General features: G+C 48.2%; 27 protein-coding genes, 2 tRNA genes and 3 pseudogenes. 17 read left to right on the forward strand and 15 right to left on the reverse strand.

Translation table 11 applies throughout. The features are described 5' to 3' along the window. Window positions 1-132: transposase (locus tag H6G46_RS14950; protein WP_190759818.1), on the forward strand; the 132-nt coding region annotated here is incomplete at its 5' end. Between the two features lie 252 nt (window positions 133-384). After that, on the forward strand, window positions 385-966 hold the full coding sequence (dcd, locus tag H6G46_RS14955; protein ID WP_010872774.1) for a dCTP deaminase: 582 nt from the start codon (window positions 385-387) through the stop codon (window positions 964-966). Between the two features lie 26 nt (window positions 967-992). Here dcd and cax read toward each other — a convergent pair whose 3' ends face one another. After that, window positions 993-2,111, reverse strand: coding sequence for a calcium/proton exchanger (gene cax / locus H6G46_RS14960; protein ID WP_010872773.1), 1,119 nt, complete (start codon window positions 2,109-2,111; stop codon window positions 993-995). Between the two features lie 185 nt (window positions 2,112-2,296). Between cax and H6G46_RS14965 the strand changes: the two genes are divergently transcribed. Both H6G46_RS14965 and rpsB read left to right on the forward strand, forming a co-directional pair. After that, window positions 2,297-2,369, forward strand: a tRNA-Ile gene (locus H6G46_RS14965). 224 nt (window positions 2,370-2,593) lie between these two features. After that, window positions 2,594-3,403: a 30S ribosomal protein S2 gene (gene rpsB / locus H6G46_RS14970; protein ID WP_010872772.1), complete on the forward strand. Its 810-nt coding sequence runs from the start codon at window positions 2,594-2,596 to the stop codon at window positions 3,401-3,403. Here rpsB and H6G46_RS14975 read toward each other — a convergent pair. Continuing rightward, window positions 3,400-3,558 (reverse strand): hypothetical protein, encoded by a 159-nt coding sequence (locus H6G46_RS14975; protein ID WP_158299077.1) that lies wholly within the window; start codon window positions 3,556-3,558, stop codon window positions 3,400-3,402. The genes rpsB and H6G46_RS14975 overlap by 4 nt on opposite strands. On the opposite strand from H6G46_RS14975, the gene tsf reads away from it, so the two are divergent. The 7 genes from tsf (at window position 3,557) to H6G46_RS15010 (ending at window position 8,631) form a co-directional block, all read left to right on the forward strand. Further along, a complete protein-coding gene (gene tsf / locus H6G46_RS14980; RefSeq protein WP_010872771.1) occupies window positions 3,557-4,213 on the forward strand; it encodes a translation elongation factor Ts in 657 nt (218 codons plus the stop codon). The two genes, H6G46_RS14975 and tsf, sit on opposite strands and share 2 nt — an antisense overlap. A 224-nt stretch (window positions 4,214-4,437) precedes the next feature. Continuing rightward, complete coding sequence (locus tag H6G46_RS14985) at window positions 4,438-4,923, forward strand: NAD(P)H-quinone oxidoreductase subunit N (RefSeq protein ID WP_010872770.1); 486 nt, start codon at window positions 4,438-4,440, stop codon at window positions 4,921-4,923. A 63-nt stretch (window positions 4,924-4,986) separates the two neighbouring features. Continuing rightward, a complete protein-coding gene (locus H6G46_RS14990; protein ID WP_010872769.1) occupies window positions 4,987-5,919 on the forward strand; it encodes a cation diffusion facilitator family transporter in 933 nt (310 codons plus the stop codon). A 102-nt stretch (window positions 5,920-6,021) separates the two neighbouring features. Then, window positions 6,022-6,207 (forward strand): ssl1498 family light-harvesting-like protein, encoded by a 186-nt coding sequence (locus H6G46_RS14995; RefSeq protein WP_010872768.1) that lies wholly within the window; start codon window positions 6,022-6,024, stop codon window positions 6,205-6,207. A 92-nt stretch (window positions 6,208-6,299) separates the two neighbouring features. Next, on the forward strand, window positions 6,300-6,743 hold the full coding sequence (locus H6G46_RS15000; RefSeq protein WP_010872767.1) for a DUF29 domain-containing protein: 444 nt from the start codon (window positions 6,300-6,302) through the stop codon (window positions 6,741-6,743). 30 nt (window positions 6,744-6,773) lie between these two features. Then, window positions 6,774-7,253 carry a DUF29 domain-containing protein gene (locus H6G46_RS15005; RefSeq protein ID WP_010872766.1) on the forward strand — a complete coding sequence of 160 codons (480 nt, stop codon included), beginning with the start codon at window positions 6,774-6,776 and terminating at the stop codon, window positions 7,251-7,253. 16 nt (window positions 7,254-7,269) lie between these two features. Then, window positions 7,270-8,631, forward strand: a complete 1,362-nt coding sequence (locus tag H6G46_RS15010) for a GTP-binding protein (RefSeq protein ID WP_010872765.1) — start codon at window positions 7,270-7,272, stop codon at window positions 8,629-8,631. Window positions 8,632-8,662: 31 nt separating this feature from the next. On the opposite strand, the gene H6G46_RS15015 is transcribed toward H6G46_RS15010, so the two are convergent. Continuing rightward, the gene (locus H6G46_RS15015; protein WP_010872764.1) at window positions 8,663-9,184 is read right to left on the reverse strand and encodes a photosystem I assembly protein Ycf3; all 522 of its coding nucleotides are present in this window, start codon (window positions 9,182-9,184) and stop codon (window positions 8,663-8,665) included. A gap of 108 nt (window positions 9,185-9,292) precedes the next feature. After that, on the reverse strand, window positions 9,293-12,154 hold the full coding sequence (locus tag H6G46_RS15020) for a cation-transporting P-type ATPase (protein WP_010872763.1): 2,862 nt from the start codon (window positions 12,152-12,154) through the stop codon (window positions 9,293-9,295). Between the two features lie 152 nt (window positions 12,155-12,306). On the opposite strand from H6G46_RS15020, the gene rpe reads away from it, so the two are divergent. Further along, window positions 12,307-12,999 carry a ribulose-phosphate 3-epimerase gene (gene rpe, locus H6G46_RS15025; RefSeq protein WP_010872762.1) on the forward strand — a complete coding sequence of 231 codons (693 nt, stop codon included), beginning with the start codon at window positions 12,307-12,309 and terminating at the stop codon, window positions 12,997-12,999. 154 nt (window positions 13,000-13,153) lie between these two features. Here the strand turns inward: rpe and H6G46_RS15030 are convergent, their stop codons facing one another. After that, window positions 13,154-13,483 carry a MoaD/ThiS family protein gene (locus H6G46_RS15030; RefSeq protein WP_010872761.1) on the reverse strand — a complete coding sequence of 110 codons (330 nt, stop codon included), beginning with the start codon at window positions 13,481-13,483 and terminating at the stop codon, window positions 13,154-13,156. A gap of 420 nt (window positions 13,484-13,903) precedes the next feature. Here H6G46_RS15030 and H6G46_RS15035 point away from each other — a divergent pair. Beyond that, window positions 13,904-14,749, forward strand: a pseudogene (locus H6G46_RS15035) (IS630 transposase-related protein). A gap of 145 nt (window positions 14,750-14,894) precedes the next feature. Here H6G46_RS15035 and H6G46_RS15040 read toward each other — a convergent pair. The 6 genes from H6G46_RS15040 to H6G46_RS15065 all read right to left on the reverse strand — a co-directional run bounded on the left by H6G46_RS15040 (window position 14,895) and on the right by H6G46_RS15065 (window position 21,325). Beyond that, window positions 14,895-16,331: a sugar transferase gene (locus tag H6G46_RS15040; protein WP_010872758.1), complete on the reverse strand. Its 1,437-nt coding sequence runs from the start codon at window positions 16,329-16,331 to the stop codon at window positions 14,895-14,897. 77 nt (window positions 16,332-16,408) lie between these two features. Next, window positions 16,409-16,690, reverse strand: coding sequence for a glutaredoxin family protein (locus H6G46_RS15045; RefSeq protein WP_010872757.1), 282 nt, complete (start codon window positions 16,688-16,690; stop codon window positions 16,409-16,411). Beyond that, entirely contained in the window at window positions 16,687-18,246 is a 1,560-nt protein-coding gene (lnt, locus tag H6G46_RS15050; RefSeq protein ID WP_014407107.1) for an apolipoprotein N-acyltransferase, read from the reverse strand. Before lnt ends, H6G46_RS15045 begins: the two co-directional genes overlap by 4 nt. 93 nt (window positions 18,247-18,339) lie before the next feature. After that, a complete protein-coding gene (locus H6G46_RS15055; protein WP_010872755.1) occupies window positions 18,340-19,695 on the reverse strand; it encodes a hypothetical protein in 1,356 nt (451 codons plus the stop codon). A gap of 68 nt (window positions 19,696-19,763) precedes the next feature. After that, complete coding sequence (locus H6G46_RS15060) at window positions 19,764-21,188, reverse strand: isochorismate synthase (protein ID WP_010872754.1); 1,425 nt, start codon at window positions 21,186-21,188, stop codon at window positions 19,764-19,766. A 66-nt stretch (window positions 21,189-21,254) separates the two neighbouring features. Beyond that, window positions 21,255-21,325, reverse strand: a tRNA-Gly gene (locus H6G46_RS15065). Between the two features lie 65 nt (window positions 21,326-21,390). On the opposite strand from H6G46_RS15065, the gene H6G46_RS15070 reads away from it, so the two are divergent. The 3 genes and pseudogenes from H6G46_RS15070 to H6G46_RS18525 form a co-directional block, all read left to right on the forward strand. Beyond that, on the forward strand, window positions 21,391-22,137 hold the full coding sequence (locus H6G46_RS15070) for a biotin/lipoate A/B protein ligase family protein (protein ID WP_020861783.1): 747 nt from the start codon (window positions 21,391-21,393) through the stop codon (window positions 22,135-22,137). 106 nt (window positions 22,138-22,243) lie between these two features. Next, window positions 22,244-23,263: pseudogene (locus H6G46_RS15075) on the forward strand (transposase). A gap of 20 nt (window positions 23,264-23,283) precedes the next feature. Then, window positions 23,284-23,433, forward strand: a pseudogene (locus H6G46_RS18525) (IS1 family transposase); the annotation flags it as partial. An 11-nt stretch (window positions 23,434-23,444) separates the two neighbouring features. Here H6G46_RS18525 and H6G46_RS15080 read toward each other — a convergent pair. The 3 genes from H6G46_RS15080 to H6G46_RS15090 form a co-directional block, all read right to left on the reverse strand. Then, a complete protein-coding gene (locus tag H6G46_RS15080; protein WP_010872750.1) occupies window positions 23,445-23,948 on the reverse strand; it encodes a DUF177 domain-containing protein in 504 nt (167 codons plus the stop codon). Window positions 23,949-24,005: 57 nt separating this feature from the next. After that, window positions 24,006-24,320, reverse strand: a complete 315-nt coding sequence (locus H6G46_RS15085; RefSeq protein ID WP_020861781.1) for a DUF3007 family protein — start codon at window positions 24,318-24,320, stop codon at window positions 24,006-24,008. A 107-nt stretch (window positions 24,321-24,427) separates the two neighbouring features. Then, on the reverse strand, window positions 24,428-24,670 hold the full coding sequence (locus H6G46_RS15090; protein WP_010872748.1) for an NAD(P)H-quinone oxidoreductase subunit L: 243 nt from the start codon (window positions 24,668-24,670) through the stop codon (window positions 24,428-24,430). A gap of 461 nt (window positions 24,671-25,131) precedes the next feature. Between H6G46_RS15090 and H6G46_RS15095 the strand changes: the two genes are divergently transcribed. Beyond that, window positions 25,132-25,593 (forward strand): hypothetical protein, encoded by a 462-nt coding sequence (locus H6G46_RS15095; protein ID WP_010872747.1) that lies wholly within the window; start codon window positions 25,132-25,134, stop codon window positions 25,591-25,593. Here the strand turns inward: H6G46_RS15095 and H6G46_RS15100 are convergent. Continuing rightward, a complete protein-coding gene (locus tag H6G46_RS15100) occupies window positions 25,583-26,725 on the reverse strand; it encodes a glycosyltransferase (RefSeq protein WP_199303571.1) in 1,143 nt (380 codons plus the stop codon). The two genes, H6G46_RS15095 and H6G46_RS15100, sit on opposite strands and share 11 nt — an antisense overlap. Between the last annotated feature and the right edge of the window lie 8 nt (window positions 26,726-26,733).

Below are 26,733 nucleotides of genomic sequence, written 5' to 3' on the forward strand. Positions count from 1 at the left end.
CTTTTTTTGCCGAAATATTCTCCTGATTTAAATGATATTGAGCATGACTTTAGTGCCTTGAAACGAGCTAGAATGTACGCTCCTATTGACACGTCTCTTGATGAAATTATCCGTTCTTACTGTGGCGTTTAGCGTCTCAGCTTTATTTGAAACTACTATATAATCGTTGATATTTACTGTTCCATAAATTTATTCACAAATCATAGTATTAAAATTTATTTGATGAAGCCAAAATTCGTCGGTGATAACAAACATTTTCAGTTTTTCTCCTGATTAATCATTTCATTGATCAGATCAATTCAAGACTAGCTCAAATTATTCCCGTCGGCGATCGCCATTGATGCAGCTATAATGATTGCCGCTTTATTTCCCTGAACTTTGCCCATGATTAAGAATGATATTTGGATCCGTGCTCAAGCTGCCCAAGGCATGATTGAGCCTTTTGAACCCAAGTTAATGCGGCAAATAGAGGGACAACCGGCTATTTCCTTTGGTCTGAGCAGTTTTGGTTATGATATTAGGCTTTCTGCGGCGGATTTTCGCATTTTTCGCCATATTCCGGGCACTGTAGTTGATCCCAAAAACTTTAACCCCCACAATTTGGAAGCTACCCAACTGCACAGGGATGACAGTGGCAGTTATTTTATTTTGCCAGCCCACTCCTACGGCCTGGGAGTTGCAGTGGAAAGATTGGCCATCCCTGCTAATGTAACCGTACTTTGTATTGGTAAAAGTACTTACGCCAGGGCTGGTATTATTGCCAACTTAACTCCGGGGGAAGCGGGGTGGTGTGGTCACCTCACCCTAGAATTTTCCAATTCCTCCAGTGCTGATTGCCGTATCTACGCCAACGAAGGCATCGTACAGTTACTCTTTTTTGAAGGGGAAGACTGCGATATTAGCTATGAAACCAGAAGGGGCAAATATCAAAATCAGCCCCAATCAGTTACACTACCCCGGGTTTAGAGTTGGAAGAGATCACTCATCAACTACTAGACCAGGGTGGGATGAAAGAAAAAGGCCAGGGCCACAATGGCATAGGTAGCAAGCAACAGGATGCCCTCTAACCAATTGGAAGTGCCATCACTACTGATAGAGTTGACAATCAAAACTGCCACCAATACCGCTACCAACTCGAATGGATTGAAGTTTAAATCCATGGGCTGACCGATCGCCCAGCCGACGATGACCAAGACTGGGGCCACAAAGAAGGCAATTTGCAGGCTCGACCCCATCACCACAGACATGGAGAGATCCATTTTATCTTTCATGGCCACAGTGACGGCGGTGGCGTGCTCGGCAGCGTTACCGATAATGGGTAGGACGATTACCCCGGTGAACAGGGCAGTTAATCCCAGGGATTCCGTGGCCACCTCTAAGGAACCCACCAGCAATTCCGATTCCACCGCTACCCCTAGGGTGACTACCAATAAAACTCCCGTCCAAAGCCAAAGATTGGGTTTTTCTTCTTCCGTAGGAGGTTCCGGTTCTGATACATCTTCGCCGAGTTCGGGCATCTCCATATTCTCGGCCACGCCCACATCGTACAGATAGGCATGGGTTCCCATGGAAAACACCAAGGAGAGGAGGTAGACACCGATTAACACCACGGCCACGGCCACAGAGAGATTTTGTAAAACCGTTTCCTCCACCCCCGTGGAGGTGTATTGCAAGGCTGTGGGTAACAGAATCGCCACTACCCCCAAATTCATGGTGGATGCATTCAAGCGAGCGGCGAGGGGTTGGAAATTTTGTTCCTTATAGCGCAATCCCCCCAGGAAGACGGCAAAACCCATTACTAGCAGTAAGTTACCAATAATTGATCCTGTCAGGGTGGCTTTGACCACCTCGATTAACCCTTCTTTTAGGGCGATATAGGCCAAAATTAGTTCTGTGGCGTTGCCGAAGGTGGCATTGAGCAGGCCCCCCGCATTAGGACCGATTACCACGGCGATTTCCTCCGTGGCCGTGCCCATGAAGGCTGCTAGGGGCACAATGGCCAAACCAGCCAAAATGAACACCGTCGTTTCCCCCCAACCCAACCAGTGGGCGGCAAAGGAGAGGGGACAAAAAACTAACAGGACAAGAAAAATCTTACTTTTGGTGGACATAACCTGGCGATCGCCATTGAAGCGGTTTTTTGGATAGTTCGATTTATTATGCCCCAGGAAATTTCAAAATTATCTCAATTTGCCAAGATTAAACAATCCCTCCTAGGGGAAATTATTGATCACTCTCCTGGGTGGTAGGCAGTGGTTTAGAATATATCCCTGGGCGCTTTCCCACAAACCAATTACCAGGGTTGGCCGAGCGGTTGAGGCAGCGAACTCATAATTCGCCCTAGACAGGTTCAACTCCTGTACCCTGGACTTAAAACGAATCAAATTTTTGGTTGTTCTGACTGAAGATTGTCGTCGATTTGGATTAAAGGCAACAGAGTTTATTTCCCAGTGGTAAGCGTGGGTAATCGGGGCGATCGCCTGCTAAACTGGAAAGGTTGTCAAAAATTCGCACATCCAAGCTTTCGGGTGTTTCTGCCACAGGCGGAAATTCCCTTGGATGAAGGATAAACCCGAATAGGAGAAAATTTAACATGCCCGTAGTTTCTCTCGCAGATTTGCTAGAGTCTGGTGTTCACTTCGGCCACCAAACCCGCCGCTGGAACCCCCGCATGGATCAATATATCTACACCGCCCGCAATGGTGTTCATATTATTGACCTGGTGCAAACCGCCCAACTGATGGAAGATGCCTATGAGTATGTCCGCTCTTCCACCATCAACGGTAAAAAGTTCTTATTTGTCGGCACTAAGCGCCAAGCCGCTGGCATCATTTCCCAGGAAGCCCAACGCTGTGGAGCTCACTACGTCAATCAACGGTGGTTGGGGGGAATGCTCACCAACTGGGAAACCATCCGCAAACGGGTTGATCGCCTGAAGGAATTGGAAGCCCTAGAAGCCAGTGGCGGCATTGACCGTCGGGGTAAAAAAGAAGGCTCCATGCTCCGGCGGGAATTGGGCAAATTACAAAAATACCTGGGCGGTATTAAAAATATGCGCAAGCTCCCCGACGTGGTGGTAATCGTGGACCAACGGCGGGAACATAACGCCATTCATGAATGCCAAAAGCTCGGTATTCCCATCATTGCCATGTTGGATACCAACTGTGACCCAGATGTGGTCGATGTGCCTATCCCCGCTAACGATGACGCCATCCGTTCGATCAAATTGATTGTGGGCAAACTGGCCGATGCAATCTATGAAGGTCGCCATGGTCAACCGGATGTCAGCGATGACTACGAAGAGTTTGACGAAGGTTTGGATGGAGATAATCTAGAAGTAGAAGCCGCTGAGGAAGTGGAAGAAGCGGCCGAAGCAGAAGTTGCAGCCACTCCAGAAGCTTAGATTTTGTCCCTTTTTTCCTTTTTCTCACCGATGGGGCAGGGCAAACCCAGTCCCAGTACTAGGGGAAAATATAGCTGGTGTTGACCATCACTTTTTTCCCTTAGCCCAATAATTACCGTGCAATCATAGAAAAACTGATTAGGAACGATAACCATGGCAGAAATTACCGCTCAACTCGTGAAGGAACTGCGTGAAAAAACCGGCGCAGGCATGATGGACTGTAAAAAAGCCCTAAAGGAAAATGAGGGTGATTTAGAAAAATCCATTGAATGGCTCCGGCAGAAGGGCATTGCCTCCGCTGATAAAAAATCTGGCCGTACCGCGGCCGAAGGTTTGGTCCATAGCTACATCCACTTTGGTGGCCGCATTGGCGTGTTGGTGGAAGTTAACTGCGAAACTGATTTTGTCGCCCGGGGTGATCGCTTTAAAGATTTGGTTAACGATGTGGCCATGCAGATTGCCGCTTGTCCCAATGTGGAGTACGTTAGCGTAGCCGACATTCCCCAGGAAATGGTGGCTAAAGAGAAGGAAATTGAAATGGGGCGCGACGACCTGGGCAAAAAGCCCGCCAATATCAAAGAAAAGATTGTCCAAGGGCGCATTGATAAACGCCTCAAGGAGCTATCTTTGCTAGACCAGCCCTACATCAAAGACCAAAATCTCACCATTGAAGAGTTGGTTAAACAGGCGATCGCCGAATTGGGGGAAAACATCCAAGTTCGTCGCTTTATCCGCTTTAACCTTGGTGAAGGCATCGAAAAAGCAGAAACCAACTTTGCGGAAGAAGTGGCCGCCGCCGCTAAGGGCTAGTAACTCAGGCTTGATTACCGCACTACTTATTAGCTAAATCTAAGAACCTTTTGAACCCAGATTTCCACCGCCACAGGCCAGGGAAGATTTGGGTTTTTGCTTTTGGGATAAACCCCAGAAAATCTTGGCAGCCCATCTTTGCTTTGCCCAGAGAGTGTGTCAAAATCGTGGGTAACTTAGTCTGTCCTAGGCTTCCATAACTTATAATTATCGCCATCATTGCTATGTTGCCATTGCCATTAATTGCTAACGGAAAAGGATTTATCCGCGCTCTAGAAAACGACGGGGCTTTGGCAGTGTATGCCCCCCTAGAAGGTGGTTATGAAGGTCGTTACCAAAGACGCCTACGGGCCAACGGCTACGCCAGTATATCCCTTTCGGCAAGGGGTTTGGGGGACGTGGAAGCCTATTTGATGCAAGTCCATGGAGTACGTCCGGCCCATTTAGGTAAGAAAAACATTGCCCAAGAAGGAGCGGTGGGACCGATTTATTTTGCCCAGCCGATCGCCGGTTATCAGTTGGAAAATTTACCGGCCCAAAGTAAAGGTTTGGTGTTGTGGATTTTGGAAGGTTATATTCTCTCCCAAACCGAAATTCAAGACTTAATTAGTCTCACCAAAAGAGTGCCCAAACTGAAAGTGGTGTTGGAAATGGGCGGCGATCGGGTTTTCCGCTGGCAACCTTTACTGGATTGCTTGCAGGCGGCCTAGTTTTTCCTGTGCAACAGCTTTGATTTGCTGAATAAAATCTTTTAACCTTCATTTTTAACCCCCATGACCGCCCGTCTTGCCCGTCCCTATGCGGTTCTTTCCATTGGTGCGGCCCTGGCCACCATGGGATTGAAATTGGGGGCCTATGCCATTACCGGTTCTGTGGGTCTGTTGTCCGATGCGTTGGAATCCACTGTGAACCTAGCTTCGGCGATCGTTGCTTTTTGGGCTCTGTCCTTAGCGGCTACCCCGGCGGATTCTGAACATCCCTTTGGCCATAGCAAGGCGGAATACTTTTCTAGTGGATTAGAAGGGGCCTTCATTTTTGTTGCGGCCCTTGGCATCGGTTACAGCGCTGTAGAACGTTTACTGAGTCCCCGACCCTTAGATCAAAATGCTTTGGGCATTGCCTTGGCGATCGCCGCTACGGCCTTAAACGGAACAGTGGCTTGGATTCTTTGGCGGGCGGGGAAAAGATTAAATTCCATTGCCTTGCGGGCCGATTCTCAGCATCTAATGACCGATGTCTGGACTTCGGTGGGGGTGGTGGTGGCGGTAGCTTTAATTTTTGTCACTGGTTGGGAATGGCTAGATCCCTTGATAGCCCTTGGGGTAGGATTCAACGTGCTCTGGACAGGAACCCATTTATTGCGGGAAACCATCTCCAGCTTGATGGACCAATCGCTGCCCCCGGCCCAACTCCAGGCCATCACTAGCTGTTTTTTGCCCTACGAAGACCAAGGAGTACGTTTTCATCTATTGCAAACCAGGCAGGCCGGCTCCCAGTCTTTTATTTCCTTCCATGTCCTAGTGCCTGGACATTGGACTGTGCAACGGGGCCATGACCTCTGTGAAGCCATCGAAACGGCGATCGCCGAACGGATTACTGGCTCTAGGGTAACCACCCATTTGGAGCCCCTGGAAGACCCTAAATCTTGGCAACATCCTGACGAGTTTCCCCCCTCTGCCCCTTTAAACCGGGATAAGCCCAATTAGGTTTTGGGGTATCATGCAAAAACTTGGCTCCGGCAGATTCCGGCTCCGGGTAGCATAACAAACTTTTTTGTCATTTACGACAACAGGAGAACTTTAAAAAATATGAACAACTATACTAAAGACGATGATGGACGGCTGAATAATTTTGCCGTTGAACCCAAGATCTATGCGGCCGATGCTCCCAGTAAAGCCGACAAACGAAATTATTTGATTATGGCGGCCATTACCGTTGTGCTGGTGGCGGGGCTGATTGCGGTGGCTGTGGTAGCTTCCGGGGCTAGCACCTAATTTTGTCCGTAGATTAAGAAGGTATCGCCATCGTCACTCCCTAGTTGCGATGGCCAGTCAACTTCTAGAATTAAGGAAAGGGGGAAAGTGGCATGGGGCAAAAAACTACAACTTTGTACGACACCGATTTCAATCTTTGGATTGAGCAAACTGTGCGTCAACTCAAACAAGGTGATTTGCAATCCTTAGACTTAGAGAATTTAATTGAAGAAATAGAGTCCATGGGCCGCAGTGATAAACGGGAAGTTTATAGTCGCTTGAAGGTACTTTTCCTGCACCTGCTCAAATGGAAATATCAACCCCAGAAGCGCACTGGTAGCTGGAAAAACACCATCGATGAGCAAAGGGATCAGCTTAATTTAATTCTGGCCGATAGCCCCAGCTTGAATCCCTATGTGCAAACCATATTTGCCGATTGTTATCTTAAAGGGAGAAAGGGCGCAGCCAACGAAACCAATTTACCCCTCTCAAACTTTCCGGTGGATTGTCCCTTTTCCCTGGCGGAAATGCTTGATGCAGAATTCTTTCCCGATTAATTAATTTTTCTGGCAAATTTCCCTGGCTCCATGAATACCCCCTCTTCGACCCAACCCGCAACAATGGTCAAAGCGATAATCCCAACTTTGTACGACACCGATTTCAATCTTTGGATTGAGGAAACTGTGCGTCAACTCAAACAAGGCGATTTACAATCCTTAGATTTAGACAATTTAATTGAAGAAATAGAGTCCATGGGTCGCAGCGATAAACGGGAAGTTAAAAATAGACTAATTGTTTTGATGATTCATTTGCTCGAATGGCGGTATCAACCGGAAAAACGCTCTAACAGTTGGACAGCGACCATTAACGAACAACGTCGTCAGTTAGGCCTCATCACCGGGGATAGCCCTAGTCTGAAACCATTTTTGGTTGATAATTTTCCCGGTTGTTATCAGATAGCCCGCAGGGATGCGGTGAGGGAAACGTTTTTATCGCTATCAGTTTTCCCCCTGGATTGTCCCTTTTCCCTGGCGGAAATTCTCAATGCTGAGTTTTTCCCCGATTAATCTGTTGCCTAGCTGAATGAATTCCCCTGCCCCTGATCCGGCCCTCTCTACGGCGATCGCCAGCATCCAACAATCGTTAAATTGGTATGCGAGCCAGCGTCGCCATTGGAACTATCCCCCCAATCTGGAATTGCAGGGGGCGGTGCGCCAGGACATTCAAGCCATGCACCAAGCCTTAGCCAAACTGGAGCAACGGGTATTTAAAATTGCGGCCTTTGGCTTAGTCAGTCGGGGTAAATCCACCGTGATTAATGCCTTGTTGGGGGAAAAACGCCTGGAAACAGGACCGCTCCATGGCGTAACCCAGTGGCCTCAATCGGTACGGTGGTGCAGTAACGACAAAATTCAAATTGATTTGATTGACACGCCAGGGCTAGATGAAATTGCCGGGGGTGCCCGAGCCGCCATGGCCCAAACCGTAGCTCACCAGGCAGATCTGATTTTATTTGTTATTGCGGGGGACATTACCCAAACGGAATTTACTGCCCTCCAGACATTGCGCCAGGCCCAAAAACCTCTATTGCTAGTTTTTAATAAAATCGATCTATATCCGGAGCAGGATCAACAACAAATTTTTGCTCAGCTACAGTCCCTCACTCCTGACGGGGAAGATAGCCCCATTTTTTCCGCCGAGGACATTGTGTTAGTGGCCGCTGAACCTCCCCCCATAATGGTGCGGGTGGAATATGGCAACTCCCCTAAGGGTTCTCGGCCTAGCCCGGCCCTAGAAGAGCGATGGGAAAAACCAGCCCCCAAACTGGATCAACTACGCCAGAAAATTTTCACTATTCTGAACCAGGATGGCAGTCAACTGCTGGCCCTTAATGCTCTGCGCCAGGTGGAACAAGCCGAAAAGAATATTGCCACTAAAACCATTGAAATCCGCACTGCTGAAGCTGACCAACTCATTAGTAAATATATGCGCTATAAAGCCCTGGCGATCGCCGTGAATCCCATTGGTTTATTGGATTTAGCCGCCAGTGTGATCACCGACCTATTGTTAATTCGGAATCTAGCCCGAATCTATGGCCTGCCCATCACGAGCTACGAAGCAGGGCGCATCTGGAAAAAAGTACTGATCGGTGCGGGTGGTATTTTATTGAGTCAATGGGTATCAGCTTTATTTTTAGGCTTACAAAAAACCGCCAGCCTTGTTGAAAACCCAGGTAATCTAGCGGCCTATGCCGGGGGAGCCTTACTCCAGGGGGGAGTGGCCGCCTACAGCACCTATATTGTTGGGGAAGGGGCAAAAATTTATCTAGCCCAGGGAGCTAGTTGGGGCAATGCCGGCACCAGTACGGCGATCGCCAAAATAAAAAATGATGCCCCCCCAGACAGTATGCTTAGGCGTTTAGATGATGTAGGCGGCGAAGGGTAGTTCGGATTAAGCAGCGCGGGGAAAAAGAGAGTTAGAAAAACACATCCATTTCAGAGCGCCCGGTGATTTTGAGCCAGTTTTGGGCCTCGATGTAATTATTAGGGGCTAGGCGTATGGCCTGTTTCCAATATTCCGCCGCTTTATCAAATAAATTCTCTGCGTCGTCTTCCTGCCCTGCTTCCTTCGCCTTTTCCCCTTGGAAATGGTAAATTACCGCAATGTTATTCAACGCCGAGGGCATTTTGGGGTTCAGTTCAATGGCTTCTTGGTAAAGCCCCAACGCCTTTTCATGGTCTCCATTACTAGCGTGGATTAGGGCCATGTTATAGAGAATATAACTGCGGTCATTGGGATTTTCCTCCAACCGTAACGCCTCTTCATAGTTATCCAGCGCCTCTGCGTATTCCCCATCCGCCTGGGCCGACATACCATCCCGATAATAAACAAAGGCTTCCTTCGCTTTTTGGTTAGTGGGCAGAATTTTTAGGATAATGTCCGCCATAACGGTAAAGGACTTATCAATGAAATTATCGTTACGTTGGGTGCGGGGCATAGTAGTGAAATAATCTTATTTTGGCCAACTATTCTAACTTTTCTGGTAGCGTCGGCAAAACTCTCCTTTACCCTACTGTTTGCCTGGAAAATTGGATAATGGCCAAAATTATTTGATGAACCGGGCCAATAACTTTTCCAACTCCACCCAGACGAACATTAAACTGCTAAAGCCAAAACAAACCAGTAGTTGCTGGGGACTGAGCCAATCGGTGCCAAAGAAATTTCTCAGGGGTTCAAAATACACCAAGCATAACTGCAGGATAGTGGTGACAATTACGGCCCCCCACAGGTAGGGATTGGTCAAAGGGTTCATTTCTATGGTTAAACGATGGTTGGAGCGTACGGCAATGGCGTGGCCCATCTGGGCAATACAGAGGGTGGTAAAAACCATGGTTTTCCAACTGTCGGGCGCACCAGCTAGGTCAGCACTGTGATAGGCCCAGACCATAAGGGTGATGGTAACCACCGCAAAAACCAGACCGATGCGGATAATGTAGGCCCCCAATCCCCGAGAAAAAATACTTTCCTGGGGACTAAAGGGGCGACGCTTCATAATATTTGGTTCCCCCGGCTCCATGGCCAAAGCTAAGGCTGGCAAGCCATCGGTGACCAAATTCATCCAGAGAATTTGCAGGGGAGTAAGGGGCACGGCAGATAGCCCTAAAAGGGGAGCAGACGCAATGGTGATCACTTCCCCCACGTTACTACCCAGAATATATTTGATGAAATTACGAATGTTGTTATACACCACCCGCCCTTCCTCGGCGGCGGCCACAATGGTGGCAAAGTTGTCGTCCAACAAAACCATGTCGCTGGCTTCTTTGCTCACATCGGTGCCAGTGATACCCATGGCAATGCCAATGTCTGCTTGCTTGAGGGCTGGGGCATCATTGACCCCATCTCCGGTCATGGCCACAAAACGATTCCGAGCTTGGAAGGCTTTGACAATGCGTAGTTTATGTTCCGGGGAAACCCTGGCAAAAACGCTCACTTCTTCCACCTGGGCTTCCAGATCGCTTTGTTGTAGTTGTTCTAAGGTTTGCCCAGTCAAAAAACGATCGCCAGCTTGATTGATGCCCAAATCCTTGGCGATCGCCAGGGCCGTTAGGGGATGATCACCGGTAATCATAACGGTGCGGATGCCAGCGGCGAGGGATTTTTCCACTGCTAACCGTACCTCTGGCCGGGGCGCATCCAACATGCCAACCATACCCAACCACACCAGATTATCTTCGGCAGCTATGAGGTCAGGGGTGCTGGGAATCTGGGCCAGGGATTTACAGGCAAAACCCAACACCCGTAATCCCCGACTGGCCATGAGATTGTTATCACTCAAAATTTGTTCTTGATGCTGGAAATTGAGGGGTACACAATGGTCAGCGGTATGAATTTGTCCGCAGTGGGGGAGGAGTAACTCCGGCGATCCTTTGGAAAAAATTAGGTAGGGCCCTGGCGTTAAGGCCAAATTTTCTAAAATGCCCAATAAATTTGCTAAGGGGGACTCTCCTTCGGCTGGCACTTCCACAATCACCCCCATGCGTTTGCGCTCCGAAGAAAAGGGAAATTCCCCCCGCCGCATAAAACTAGGTCTTAACTGTGCCTGGTCAAAGCCAAATTTCTTGGCCAGCACTAGCAATGCTCCTTCGGTGGGGTCCCCAATCACTTGCCACTCCATTTCCCCTGGATTGTAGTTCAGTTCAGAATCGTTACAGAGGATGGCGTTGAGACACAGTAATTGCAAGGCCGGGGGCCATGGTCCGGAGGTCGCCCTCTGTTCTCCATCCGAGAGGTGGATGATGTTGCCCTGGGGTTGGTAGCCTTCTCCGCCAATGCTGAGGCGATCGCCATGGGTCAGCACTTCCCGCACCACCATTTTATTTTGGGTGAGGGTGCCGGTTTTATCGGAACAAATGACGTTAACGGAACCGAGGGTTTCCACCGCTGGTAATTTGCGAATTAGGGCATGGCGTTTAATCATCCTCTGGGTGCCCAGGGCCAGGGTAACCGTAATCACCGCCGGTAAACCTTCTGGCACCACCGCCACCGCCATGCTGAGGGACGTTTCCACCAACTGCCGCAGTTCGCCCCAGCCACTCTGCCACACCCCCAGAATAATAACCAGGGTTACCAGCAGGAGAGAGCCTGACACTAGCACTCCGGCTAAGTTTTCCATCCTTTTTTGCAAAGGGGTGGGTTCCGGGGCCACCCTCTGTAACATCTCGGCGATTTTGCCCAATTCGGTGGCCATGCCAGTGTTGGTAATCACCACTTTGCCCCGGCCTTGGACGACTTCGGTGCCAGAAAAGACCATATTTTGGCGATCGCCAAGGGGAGTATCTAAAGGTAAACCAGTATTACTGGCATTTTTTTCCACTGGCTGGGCTTCCCCGGTTAGGGCCGATTCTCGAATGAGAAGGTTAGCCGCTTCGATCAGTTGGCCATCGGCACAGAGTTGACTGCCCGCCTCCAGCAAAATAATGTCCCCCGGCACCAAGCTGGCCGCCTTAATTTCCTGGCGATCGCCATCCCGCAGTACCTGGACTTTGGGGGACGCCATTTTCTTCAAAGCAGCTAAAGCTTTTTCCGCCCGACTTTCCTGGAAATAGCCTAATAAACCGTTCAGGATAACAATGGCAAAAATGGCGATCGTGTCCTTGAAGGGAAAACCCTCCATGGTTTCTTCCCCCAACCTTAAGCTGATCAGATCTAATGCTCCAGAAATAATTGCCACCCCGATCAACATCAAGAGCATGACATTGGTGAACTGATCCAGCAAAATTTGCCAATTATTACGACCGGCGATCGTGGTAATTTCATTTAGTCCATAGGTGCGTCTTCGTTCCATCACAGTTTTTTCTGCCAACCCCCGGTGGGGAGCAGTGGTCAACCGATGCAGGGTTTTATCGATGCCATAGCTATACCAAGCCTCGGCCTTAACTGGGGAGACGGACACATCAGGGTCAGACATTAAAAAGTAGGCTTAAATTTAGGTTCCCATTGGTTCTAATAGGCTATTTCCTATTTTAAAGGCCGGGTTTGGGGGCCTACTACAATTGACCGTAATTGTTTACACTGAATTTCAAGCTTGTTTATGAGTTGAAATACTTAGAGACCCTTCCCATGTCCAAAAATATCGTCGTTGCTCCCTCAATTTTGTCAGCGGACTTCAGCCGCTTAGGTGAAGAAATTAAAGCCGTGGACGAAGCAGGGGCTGATTGGATCCACGTTGATGTGATGGACGGCCGCTTTGTGCCCAATATCACCATTGGCCCGCTGATTGTGGACGCCATCCGTCCCTTGACAAAAAAAACCCTGGACGTTCATTTAATGATCGTTGAACCGGAAAAATACGTCGAAGATTTTGCCAAGGCCGGTGCTGACATCATTTCCGTCCATGTGGAGCACAACGCCTCTCCCCATCTCCATCGTACCCTTTGTCAAATTCGGGAATTGGGTAAAAAGGCCGGGGCGGTGCTCAATCCTTCCACTCCTCTGGATTTTCTTGAATATGTGTTGCCCGTCTGCGATCTAATCTTGATCATGAGCGTTAATCCCGGCTTTGGTGGTCAAAGCTTCATTCCCGAAGTGTTGCCTAAAATCCGTGCTCTCCGTCAGATGTGTGATGAGCGGGGTCTGGATCCCTGGATCGAAGTGGATGGTGGTCTTAAACCCAATAACACTTGGCAGGTTCTAGAGGCCGGAGCCAACGCCATTGTGGCCGGTTCTGCGGTGTTCAATGCCCCCAATTACGCTGAGGCGATCGCCGGAGTACGCAACAGCAAACGTCCAGAACCCCAACTGGCAACGGTGTAAAATTCCGCCCATGGACAAAATAGGGAAACAAGGGGGCAATATAAACCCCCATTTCCTGCCATAACAAAAGCCCAGGAAGGAATCCCCTGGGACAGTTAGTTGTGAGGTGGACTATGTTTTCACCTCTCCTGAATTTTCAGGCGATCGGCGGTCGTTAGCCCCCAGCTACGGCGGGCACAATACTTACCTCATCCCCTGCACTCAGGGCTGTATCCGTACCTTCCAAAAAGCGGATGTCTTCTTCGTTGACGTAAAAATTGAGAAAGCGGCGGGGTTTGCCTTCTTCGTCGCACAGCCGGGCCTTGATGCCGGGGCAATTAGCTTCTAGAGCTTCAATCAACTGCCCTACGTTAGCGGCTTCACAATCAATGGTAGCTTGACCACTGGTGAACTTTTGTAGCGGAGTCGGAATAAGAACTTTAACCGTCATGATATTTGCAAAAAAAAGAGGATTGCTCAACCGGGGCAAAGCCGGTGAAACCACTAGATCGATTAGAACGCTAAAGTCCCTTCAACGTCAAGTCAGTCACTGTGAACTAATCCGCATTAGCAAACTGGATTGATAAGCTCAAACGCGCCTTCAAGTAGTTCAGTAAAAAATCGGGAGCGGAGCGCTAAAATTCATATCCCCGCCGCAAGCGAACGGGGCATTACGGAATTTTTCCTTCGGAACGCACTACCGCTCTAAGACTTACGCCTCAAGGGGCGGGGAATTTACCCTGAGAGATTAAACTTGAATTTCCCAAAACTTGAATTCCCATGGACATTGGCTCCGTGAGTTACAAATATGCATTCAAATTTACACATGTATAGCTAATTTAGCTAGTTATGAGAGGTTTTGCTAATTTTTTTTGGTAACATGTTGCAAGAATAACTCAAAAATCTATAAATAACGAAATCAGTCATGGCTTACGATCTTGATTTACGTCTTAAGGTTATAGATTTCATCGAGAGTGGTGATGGAATCACAAAGGCTTCGAGAACATTTAGGGTGGGCAGAGCAACAATTTATCGCTGGTTGGGCAGAGAAGAGCTTGCGGCAACGAAAGTTGAGACCCGCCAGCATAAGATAAACATAAAAGAATTGGAAGAGGATGTGAAAAATAATCCTGATATGCTTTTAAAAGAAAGAGCTAAAAAATTTGGTATAACTCCTGCTTCACTCTGTTATCAATTCAAAAAAATGAAGATTACTAGAAAAAAACAGTTACTTTATCAAGAGAGAGATGTCCAAAAGCGAGCAGAATATCAGAAAATCTTGAGCCAATTGGTTTTAATATACGGTATTGAAAGTCGAGTATTCATAGACGAAGCTGGTTTTGGGGAATTTGTATCCTCACTTTATGGATGGTCTAACAAAGGAGGAAGAGTATATGGAAAAAAGCAGGGGAAAAGGGGGGAAAAAGAAAATCTTGTAGCAAGAAGAAGAAAAACAAAAAAAGACTTAATAGCGACGATGTTATTCACATGAAGCTTAAATGCAACGGGTTTTGAAGGATGGCTTTAATTATTTTTAATACCAGCATTAACAATCAAATCAATCTTGATTATGAATAACGCCCCCATTCATCGAAAAAATAAGATTAGGGAAATAGTGGAATCCGCAGGACACATGGTGTTATTTTTGCCAACTTATTCCCCAGATTTGAATGATATAGAACATGACTTTAGTGCATTAAAAAGAGCGAGAATGCAGGCACCTCCTGGTACTAGCATAGATAAAGTCATTCAAGATTACTGCATAGTCTAGTGTCTCATGGTTATACTAATCAGCCATGAATAAAACTACCCATTGATGGAAAAGCGATTGAGTCTCTTTTAAAAGGCTGAAACGCCTATTTCTCAAAGATTTTGCTCTACTTTCCTGGACTGACAATCGCTATATTTTCTAATCTCTAATAAGCTCCCTTCCTAAACAATAATATTCTGACAGTTTCCACCAGAATGTCCCAATCAAGATTTAATGACCAGTTATCAATATAGTACAAATCTAGTCGGGCTACGTCATCAAAGCTACCGATATCCGATCGCCCGGAAATTTGCCAAAGTCCCGTTACCCCAGGCATTACCTGATGACGAATATGGTGCCAAGCATCAAACCTTTCCACATCCCGCAGGGGCAGAGGCCTGGGGCCCACCAAACTCATTTGCCCCATCATCACATTGAATAGTTGGGGGATTTCATCCAAACTACTGCGGCGGAGAAAATGCCCCAGGGGAATAATGCGGGGGTCCCGTTTGAGCTTGAACATGATGCCATCATCGTTTTCGTTGGCGGCTTCTAATTGTTGCTGAAGCAGGGGGGCATTGACCACCATGGTGCGAAATTTCCACATTTGAAAGGTTTTACCCTGGAGCCCCACCCGTTCCTGGCGGAAAAAAGCTGGGCCGGGGGAAGATAGTTTGATGGCAATAACGATCGCCAAAAATAGGGGAGAAAGCACCACAATACCAAATAACGCTCCACCATAGTCCAAAGCTCTTTTGAGGCGGTAATCCAACCCCACCAATAAAGGAATTTCCACCCGCACCGTTGGTAAACCAGCAAAAATCTCCGGCATGCCCCGGCGGTAGAGCATATCCCGGCTGGAGGGCAGTAGTCTTAGGGCAATGTTTTCCCCTCGTAAATGCCAGTACAAACTAGAGGCTAAATCCGCTTCAGGTAAAGCCTCCGCTAGAACTTCCTGGGCCCCGGATGCCAGAATTTGTTGCAGAGTGTGATGGCTGTGGGCTGTACTGGCCAAGGCAACTCCTACCACTCGGTATTGGGAACGCCGTTCCAAAGTAACGGTAAGGTGCTGAATACGGCAGGAGCTAGCAATTAAAAAAATAGGAATGGCTTGACGACTTTCCAGGGGACTGAGGACTAGGCTAATTACAAAACGGGCTAGGATGACAAAAATAATACTGGTGCCCCAAGCGGAAAAAAATAGGGAACGGGGCAGGTCGATCGCCGGATCGTAAAAATATTTGGCCACCAGGGTCAGCAAAAAAACGGAGCTGATCAGCTTAACAACTCCGAGAAAGTTTTGAGTGCGGGTCTGGGGACGGTATAAACCGGCGTAGGTAAAAACAATCAAAACGATGGCGGCATAGCACCAAAATAAACTGGGCAATCCCCACCAGTTCCACCAAACAAATTGCGGGGGGGGCGGGGAATAAAAATCATTGAGACGGTGGGCCACAATCCAAGCCACCAGTAGGGCAGTAAAGTCCGCCCCTAGCAAAAAAAACAGCTTCAACCATTGGGGGGGAGCCAAATGCACCCCGGTGAAATTATGGGGAGCCCGAATATCCGTTGCTAAAAACTTTTTACTAAACCACTTATTCATCCGTTGTCCCTGGGGGGCGCAATGAACGATCGCCGTTGCGTTCAATCTAAGCCTACCCTTTCCATTACCCAGGGAAATCAGCCATTAACGTATTGTTGCAGTAACTTTTCCAATTGACTAACAGGGGCCCGGGGAGATAGCCTCGGCAAAGTAATTTCCCCCGTCGGCGATCGCCACACTAATACCGGAATTTCGTATTGGTAGGCGGCCCACCATTGTTCGTCAGTGGTGATGTCACGGACTTCTAGCTCAATGGTTAGGCTATTAATCTGGGCTAATTTTTCCATCAATCCTTCACAAAGATGGCAACCGGGCTTGCTGTATAAAATTAATTCCATTATGTTTTCAGTATTTTTCACCGTTGGTTAAGTGGGAAAACAATTTGGTAAAGCCAGGCGATCGCCGAGACAACCAGTAATAAAAACACTACCCAGTCCCCCCAACGGCTGTAGAGAATGAGGCCCCGGCGACGGTAAATGGGGGCAGCATGGATTTCATACTGGTTCATGGCCGATAACCAAAGGGTTTTTCCCCGGGGATTAATTATCGCCGAAAGTCCAGTGTTGGTGGCCCGGGCCAACCAACGATCGCCTTCAATGGCCCGCATCACGTCTAGGGCATGGTGTTGGGCCGCCATGGTGTCGCTGTAATGGGCGTTGTTGGCACTGGAAAGAATAAATTCCCCTCCCTGTAACAGTTGGGAACGCAATAGATCGGGAAAGGCAGATTCGTAACAGATCACCACCGCCGCTGGCCCAAAGGGAGTTGGTAAAACCTGGGGGCGATCGCCTGGGAGTAGCTGTTCTTTAAGGGGGGAAAGCCGTTGAATCAACTGACCAAAAACGTTACTGAGCGGAATATATTCCCCCAGGGGTACTAGTTTAAACTTATCGTAACGACCAAGCAATTTTCCCTGGCCATCCACCGTCAATAAACTATTGGTGTAACCATCCCCTTTAGTGCCATAGGCCCCCAACCACACCGGCACTTGGGTTTGTAAAATAGCTTGGTAAAAGCCACTTTTGGCCACCACCGTTTCCCAAAGATAGGGTAAGGCTCCCTCCGGGGTGAGTACTATTTCTGCTCCTTGCTCAGTTAGTTTTTTGTAACCTTCTGTGTAACCGGCGATCGCCCGCTGCCAACCTTCACTATTAAATTTAATTTGGTTGGGAATATTCCCCTGGATAATACCCACATTAATTTTCTCCTCCGGTGTATCCGCTAAAGGTTTTTGATAGAGTAACCAACCTCCTCCTTGACAGAATAACCAAATGAGAATAGCAATTAAAAAATAATGCCAATTTTGTTTATTTTTGTTAACAGTTTTACCGTCTAAAAAATCAATTAAACCTAAAGCTAAAAATCCATTAACAGCCACAATAAAAGCACTTAATAAAGCCGGGCCACCAATGGCTCCCCACTGCAAAAAATGTAACTGACTAGGGCTTTGGGTATAGGCCACAGGACTCCACCAGAGAATGGAATGACTCCAAAGAGTTTCCAACCCACACCAACTAGCGGTGCCCCAAAGTATAAATAAATATTTTTTAAAGGTGGAATTGACTTTTGTCCGGGCTGTGGTAACTTCCCAAACCGCCATGGCCAGTAACCAAACAAATACTAGGACAACACCCCAAGCTGTGATGGCTAACCAACAAAAAGCGGCGATCGCCAGACTAGCTAACCAAGGCACTCCTAACCAGGTAAGGGGATGGACTCCGGTGATCCAAAATAAGGCCACGCCATAAAATCCCCCTCCCCAAGCTATGGCTGTTAGTGACCTTGAAATTAAAAATTGTTTAAGCTGGGTAAAATTAAGCCTAGTAGTGTTAGCTCTAAAAATCCAAATCCAGAGGGGAATTTGTCCAAACCAAGCTACATAGGTCCAACCTAAAGGAGCCGTTGCCAAACCCATGGCAATGCCCCCCAATAGTAAGGGCAAAACTTTTCTTGCTATGGTGCTCAATTTTTCTTTAGTCAATCAGTTTGCATCCCCAAAAATTATCCCTTAAAGCTGCTGGGCCCGACTTTGGGCTTGGTTAATTAGGGTCTGAGCCTGGTCATAAACGGTGGTGCCAGGCTGTACCTTTTGCAATTGGCTAATAATCTGGCTAATTTCCCCTTTAATGCGGTTACGACCCTGACTATCATTACTGGCAGGCAGATTAGTGAGTAGGTTTTGAATTTGAGTTTGGGCTTGGTCAAATTGAGCCGTTGCTCCCTGTTCCGCCGCCAAATTGATGCGAATTTTACCGAGGGTTTCCGTATATTCGGCCAAAAAAGTTTGGGCTGACAAATATTGGGCGTCCTGGGGTTGCACCGTTTGTAGTCTTTGGATGGCTTCTTGGTACAAATTCAATACTTCCTGCCATTGATTCGCCGTTAACGGAGCCTGGGCCATGGTTTGATCCGCCCGTTGGGCAAATTGTTGGGCCGCCATCACCATGGTTTGGGTTTGATTCGTACCAGCCACTAAGCCTGCGGCCTGTTGAAATTCCTGTTCATAGTTCCGTAAACGATTGGTGGTTTGACTCCCGGCTAAGGTTTGCTCTGGAATTAGGGTTAATTCATTGATGGCTCCTTGCCAACTTTTGATCGCCGCTTGTCGTTGTTCTGGGATAGTGGCCTGTTCATAGCTAGCCCTAGCAGTTTGAATGTTTTGTTCCGCTGTGGTCAGGGCCGATAGGGCATTTTTTTCCTGAAAAATCCTGGCTTCCATGCGCCCCACCTGGGCCCGGGCCCGCTGAAATTCATCAAAGGTGAAATTCCAGGAACAACCTCCCATAAACTGGCAAACCTTCACCGGCTCATAGCCAAGGAACCACACTGGCAACTGATCTAAATTTTGCTGGGCTAGGCGCACTTTTTCCGCCCCCAATTCAATGTCCGCCGCGCTGGTGGCATTATTCACCAACTGATCCGCCTGTTCTCCGTGGGCGATCGCCTCGCGGTAATTTCTATCCATGTTCAGATAACTGGGCAGTAGCAACATGGGGGCCACCCGGGCCACCGGCCGCCGCACCATAGGATAGGGCAAATTCACCAACCAAATTAAGCCCATAAAACCCACTAGACCAGCCCCCATAACTCCCCCGGTCATTAGCCAGAGCCGCCATTGCTGGGCCGTATTTAACTTCGCCGCCTTAGTTAGGGTTTGGTCGGCCATGGTGGGGAACATATCCGTCACCTGCTCGGCCAAATCTTCTTTACCCAGGGGTTTACCTTTTTCCTGGGCTAATTGATTTAAGCGTTTGAGGACGATATCCTTTTGCACCTCAAAGCCGAGGGATTCCGCTTCCCGATTAATTTCCTTGGTTAAAAATGACTTTGCTTTAGCATTGAGACGCATGACAGTTTCCCCCATTTAGACTGAAACGCAACGGCGGACTACCCATATTCTATTTTGCCCCGCCATTGTTGCGAGATTATTAGTTAAATCAAAGAACGCCAGAGAGTTTGAAGTTTGAGCTCAATTTCTGCCACTTCTTTGAGGGGATCGGAACCGGCCACAATGCCCGCCCCGGCGTATAGTCTGGCTCGATTACGGGACAGAAGGGCAGAACGAATACCGACAATAAACTCAGCATTACCTTCACTGTCCAACCAACCCAGGGGAGCAGCATAGAGATTGCGGTCAAAGGTTTCATGGCGACGGATTAAATCTTCGGCGATCGCTACGGGGACACCGGCCACAGCGGGGGTGGGATGGAGTTGTTGCACCAGGGCCAGGGGATGGATGTGGGGCGGCAGAGGGGCTTGAATTTGGGTCCAGAGGTGCTGAATATTGGCCAATTTAAGCAACTTCAAGGAGGAAGCCTGGGGGCTTAGGCCCAATGCCCGGAGACGCTGGAGGAGGTAATCCAACACCGCTTGATGTTCCCGCAATTCCTTGGGATTGTGCAATAACTCTTGCCCCAATTGGCGATCGCCCTGGACATCGACATCCCTAGGAGCCGAACCTGCTAGGGCATCGGTGACCAGCTGTTGATTATGCAAACTAAGTAATCTTTCTGGGCTAGCCCCCACAAAACAATCCCCCTGGCCATTGCCCCAGGAGAATAAATAGCAATCTCCATACTGTTGCCGCAGTCGTTGCAAACAATGGGCCACATTGAGTCGAGAACCATAGTCCAAATCCAACGCCGTTGCCAGCACTACCTTGCTCAATCTTTGCTGGGCAATTTCCTCCAAGCTAGAGGCGATCGCCTTGGAAAGCTTGGCCACCTCTATTCCCGTCAATCGGGGAGCTTTTACAACCATGGAGGGAGTATGGGTATCCCTAGCAGGTTGGGCCCGACGGATAGCGCTGAGCATTCGACCGATAAAATCCACCAAATCGGTGACATTGGTGTTGCCATCTAAACTAATTTGCCAGCTTAATAAGCAATGCTGGGACGTTTTCACCACTTGGATTTGGGGTAAAAACAAAAAAGAATTAGCAAAAGGATTGCGGTTGGAGGGGCGGTCAAAAAAACTAAAGCCACAAAAAATATAGGGGCGTTGACTTCTGCCCTGGACATTACCAATGGGCACTAAGCGCTGGAAACATTCCTCTGCAAATTGTTGGGCTAAACTGAAGCGATACTTGCCAGAAATCCTCAGGGACTGGCAAATACCAAAAGCCAGTATGGTTTCCCCTCGCTGGGGATTTTCGCCGTAAAAATGCACCTTATCTTGGACATTGAGCGCCCCAAATACCGCCAGGGGATCAACCTTGCCCAAGTTCTCCGTAAAGCTCCACAGGAACCGTTGGCCAGAAGCAAGTCCCCTCTGCTGTTCCACCAGATAACCGTGCAGAACCGAGGAATTATCGAGGGAGCATGGATGACGGTCGAGGAGGGGTGTCGCAACGGACATCAGGGACGATCAGAAATTATCAATCAAAATTATCGAGTTTCGGAGACCGCTGTACCCATTACCCAAAGCGGGTGAGGGGAATCGAACCCCTATCATTAGCTTGGAAGGCTAAGGTTTTACCACTAAACTACACCCGCGTGTTGTCCTAGCGTTTTTAAGACTAACATATTTTGCCTAGACTTTTGTCAGGAGAACTTTCCCGTTGGCTACCCTTCCCCCTGCTCAGTCTTCCCCCTGGCGTTTATTGCCCTACATCCAAGCTCCCGGTAATTTACAAATGGCCTTGGATCAATGGTTATTGGAAGATTATTTTCCCCGCACCGGGCGATCGGTATTGCGATTCTACGGTTGGTCTAGGCCCACCATTTCCCTAGGTTATTTGCAAAAATCCTGGCCAGACCATTGGCGGCAATTAACTTGGCAGGGGCAATCGCTTGGGTTGGTAACGAGGCCCAGTGGTGGGCGGGCAGTGTTGCACCAAGGGGGGCTAACCTATGCTGTGGTCACCGGGGCCACCGGAGGAAAGCGGCGGGAAATTTATCAGCACATTTGCCAATTTCTCATCCAAGGTTGGGACCAGTTAGGACTGTCCTTAACCTATGGCCGGGGAGGAAGGGGTTATATCCACAATGCCAGTTGCTTCAGCACCGCTACGATGGCGGATTTAGTCAGCCCCACCGGGGACAAATTAATTGGCAGTGCCCAACGGCAAACTTCCAACGCCCTTCTGCAACACGGGGAAATGATCTGGCATGGCGATCGCCATTTGTTTGAGCTTGTTTTTAACCAACCGGCTCCTTGGCAAAAAACCATGGCAGAGTTGACCAATGATCCCAGTCTGCCCCAGGTTTTAAAGGTTTTAACGACTGCAGCCCAACAGCACTTTCAATCCCACTTACGGTGGGAACCCCTAACGCCCCAAGAGTGGGCCATGGTGAAGGAAAAATAGAAAAAATACTGAAGCTAATTTTGGCTGGACTTCCTGCTCGTTGTGAATAAAGTTGTGAATAACATTGACAGGACTTACGCAAGATAGATGAGGTTAAGGTGGTAGGATAACTTTTTTCACTCGTTTAGATTACTGTCAGTATTTACTGAGCAGCCCAATTAACTACACCCTAACAAACCTTGCCAAGCATCTCGATGGCGTGAGCCATAACCGAATTAAACGTTACCTACAGGGAGTAAAACTGACTCCTCGTTTGCTATGGGAACAAGTACGTCTAGAGCTAATCGAATCACCAAAAGCTTATGTTGTCTTTGACGATACGGTGTTAGACAAAAGCTATAGTAAAAAAATCGAATGCAGTCAGTGGCAGTATAGTGGCAATGCCCGAGGACTAGTCAAAGGTATTGGTCTGGTCAGTTGTGTTTATGTCAATCCAGAGGTGAATCAGTACTGGGCGATCGACTATCGTCTATATGGCAAATGGATGGATAGTTACAGTAAGCTAGAGCATGTCAAGGAAATGCTCAGTCAAGTGACACATAGCAAGAATCTGATGTTCGCCACTGTACTGATGGATAGTTGGTACGCAACTAAAAAGCTGATGGCTTTTATTGATGACACATTAAACAAGATTTACTACTGCCCGCTGAAACGGAACCGATTGGTGGACGATAGTGGCATCACTTCTCCATACCAACGGGTAGATGCACTGCTATGGGATGCATCCGAAATACAGCAAGGAAAAGTGATTAAAATTTGAGGCTTTCCGGCTCACAAAAAAGTGCAACTGTTCCGAGTTACGGTGTCACCACACCGGACGGAATTCGTCGTGACTAATGACTTATCTCAAGATTCGACTCAGGCGACACGAGAGGAGTGTCGAATGCGCTGGAAGATTGAGCATTTTCATCGCGAACTAAAGCAGTTGACTGGTGTAGAAGCCTGTCAATGTCCCAAGGGACGCATTCAACGTAATCATATTCACTGTGCCTTACAGGTCTGGAATTTTCTTCGTCGTCAAGCGGTTAATAGCCCATTGACAGTCTACGAAATATCTCATCAACCATGGTCTGATTTCCTGCGTCAACAGCTTCGTTCCCCTGCTCTTAAGTTTTCTTTTGCGTAAGTCCTGAATGGATTTGTCACCGCCTCATTGGGAGATTCATCGACTGGGAACTGGGAAATCATGATGGCACCCAGGGTCGTTTGCTAGAGCAACTGACAAAGTGCAAAGTGACGGTGCACTGTACTGATAACTGGAAGCCCTATCAACAACTGCTGGATGAATATCCCAATGTTGGTTGATTTTAATTCCATTGCTGTTTCAAATCTGCCAGGGCGGCCCAACGACGATCAAAGCCATTGCCTGTGCCATCATCCGGCACCTGGGGAGCTTGGCAATCTTTACCACATAAGTTTTTCAGGGGCAGAGCTAAATTAAATTGCTCATATAACCAGGTTTCCACATCAAAGTGACCATCGGGGGGCAACACTTCCGACAAGTCATCCCAACTTAGTTCCCGTTCCAAGACTGGGATCGTATTTTCCCCTTGGTTATCCAACCAGAGTATTTCCTTGGTATCTAATGCTAGCCGTTGGTTATAGCTTTGGGCACAACGGTCACAGTGGAGGGTAACAATGGTTTCCGCTTCGGCTTTCACTTCCAAAAAGGTTCCCCCATGGCGCACAGACACTTCCCCGCGCACCGGCGTTAGGGTCTTCAAGTCGGCGATCGCCTGATCAATGGCCAGGACCTGGGTACAGCGGGGCTGTTTGAGGAGATGGGGTAAGTAAATGGGCTGTATAACCATGGCAAAAATCGACAAACACTATTCAGCCAGCAAGACAACAATGGACAGGAAAGTCTTTTAGGTACTGGATGTATCCTTTTCTTCCACCACTTCGGCCTGGAGTTTTTCCCGTTCCTCTGGGGTCATATTCGCCCAGCGGAGTTCGATCATTTTATCTTCATACTCTTTAATCTGTTGGTGATAGGTCATGTCGTGGGTAAATACCCTAGTGACATAGGAAAGGAGCCAAATGATTAGGCCCCCCACTAGCACCGCTTGGGTCCAAATGCCAGCCTGCTGAGCTTCGATGCCAAAACCCTGCAATCCGGCGTAAACTACTCCGCCCAAAAGGAAAAAACCCAGGGCAATGGCCAAAGCATCAATGCGTCGCATGGTGGTTTTTCCTGGGATGACAAATGGGAACAATGGGCAACAAAAAAACACGGCAACTGGGTCTGGAGTAACAGCCGACTCAGTTAGAGACTAAACAAAAGCAAAATCTAGGCAGCCTGGCGGCGGGGTCGTAGATTCAGCACCGGACTGAGCACTAGTAACCCAGGGAAGAAGAGAAAGACCAAAAAATACATGACTAGTCTTTCGACGGAACTAGCCACGTACCAACGCTTTTGCAAATACCAATACAAAAGGGCTGGAAAAACCAATAGATAGGCTAGGCTTAGGCCTAGATAAATTATCGCCAATAAACCGGTTTCAGAAAGTAGCAAACCTAATAAATCTTCCATAATCCTGGCGGGGGTTAGGGTAATGGGGCAATGGCCCAATCAAATTGTGAACCAATCTTGCCTGCTAAAGCAAGGAAGGAATTTATTATCTACAGAAATGATTGTTATTCGGAAGAATAATGGGCCTCACATTCTGAAGACGGGCGGAAAACCCTCGTTCCGAAGGGCAAAACCACGGTCACAAAAGAATATTTTGTACGTGTCTAGCTTGGTTTTCGCTATTTTTTGCTATATCAGTCCGATCACTGTATCAAAAATTGAAGCTAGGGCGCAAGGCACACCAGCCACTGGCTTGTCCCAGTAAATTGGTCAGCGAGCAAGGGTCCTTCCTGCCCAGCATTTTGCTCAATGGGCTGATAAACACAATCAAAATGTCAGTGATTATGATAGAGTCCGGCTGAACAGAAAAAGTAAACTGCAGCTCTGACCAGACCTCTATTTTTTTAGACAGTCGTGCATCTATGGGTTCCCCAGAATTTTCTCCTAATGTTACCTCTCTAACAACTAAACCTCCTAAACGCTCCCGCCATCGTAAAAGACCCAAACGTCGCCCCATCCATTGCCCTATCCACGGTTGTTACCTAGATAGCGTCAGCCAAAAACATGGACTCTACGCTGACCAAATTGCCCAACTGCGGAGCCGGGGCTACACCCACAAAAAAGCGAGTCTTGTCCTTGGCGATCGCCCCACCGTCAGCCTTACCGGGGAATGGCTAGAAGAATTTTGGTGTCCGGAATGCCAAAGCAAGCGATGGTACTACGTTCGCAAGCAGGACAGTATTTACATGGTTACCCCTGCTCCCCGTAGTCTGTGGGAAACCGCCACCGGGGTAACTGATCCCAAGGGAAATCCCTCCGTTAGCCAATATACAAAGACTAATGCCAATCAACACCGACTTAAATCATCCCGCTTTAACTTTTAGGGATAGGGGAAGCCGGTATCATTTTGCCCCCCTTGGTAAGACGATAGGTTATGCCCCGCCACAGGACTTGTCGTTGGGAAAAAGATAGGGCCCAAAAAACCAAGCCAAAGCAGTCCCGCAATAGTAATAAAGGTAAATAGCGGATAGTTTCCCCATCTTTTAGTTCCTGGGCAACTATGGCCGCTGTCCCATAACGGGTAGCTAGGGTTATGAACAGAATTAGCCAGGCCCAAGGCTCAGACCAATGACAAAAGGTAAACAAAAAGGCGAAGGGCACTGCCCGAATAATGATGGTGGCTAAAAAAGGCAAGGGGCGAGCCAGGTAAGTATTTTGATCCCAATAAAGTTGATGGCTCCACCAATTAGTCCAATTATCCAAATTCACCCCTGCGTCGATGACATAGGGCAGTAAAACCATCTTTAACCCCCCCGTCCAAACCCGCTGCCCCAGTTCAAAATCCTCCACCAAGTAGTCTGCTAAACTTTCTAGGCCGCCAATTTCCGTTAAAGTCGATCGCCGAATGGCAATGGAAGGACCTAAACAAGCTTTGGATGCTCCAGTTACCTCCGCAAACAGAACACTGGGCATGAAGTCAGCATTGATGCTCAGCAATTCTAAACCTTCGTACCATGTTTGGGCTTGGGTCAACTTGAAAGGGGTGGTGACACAGCCCACCAGGCGATCGCCCAAGGGACTGACCATGGTGGCCAAGTAATCGGGGCGCAGATTGGTGTCACTGTCGCTTATCACCAAAATGTCGTATTTAGCATGTTTTAATCCCCCTAGGAGATTATTAACCTTACCGTTGGCTCCCTGTTCGATTTGATGCACCGCCACAATAATTTTTTCTGGGCCAAACTCCGCTTGAAGCTTTTTGACTATGGGCAACGCCGGATCCTGGGGATCTTGCACACAGTAGATTACTTCATAGGCGGGATAATTCTGCTGGGCAATGGTGCGTAAGTTGGCTTCTAGGTTTTTTTCCAAGCCCCGCACTGGCTTCAGCACTGACACCCCTGGTTGGAAATCTTGCTTGGGTAGAGACCTTGCCAGAAAAAGGCTAGTGGTAAACACGGTCAGCAGGTTATATACAATGCCCCCGGATATGGGCAATAAACATAACCAGGACATAATTTCCC

Origin of the sequence: Synechocystis sp. FACHB-908, assembly GCF_014698595.1 — a bacterium.
Taxonomy (GTDB): Bacteria; Cyanobacteriota; Cyanobacteriia; order Cyanobacteriales; family Microcystaceae; genus Synechocystis.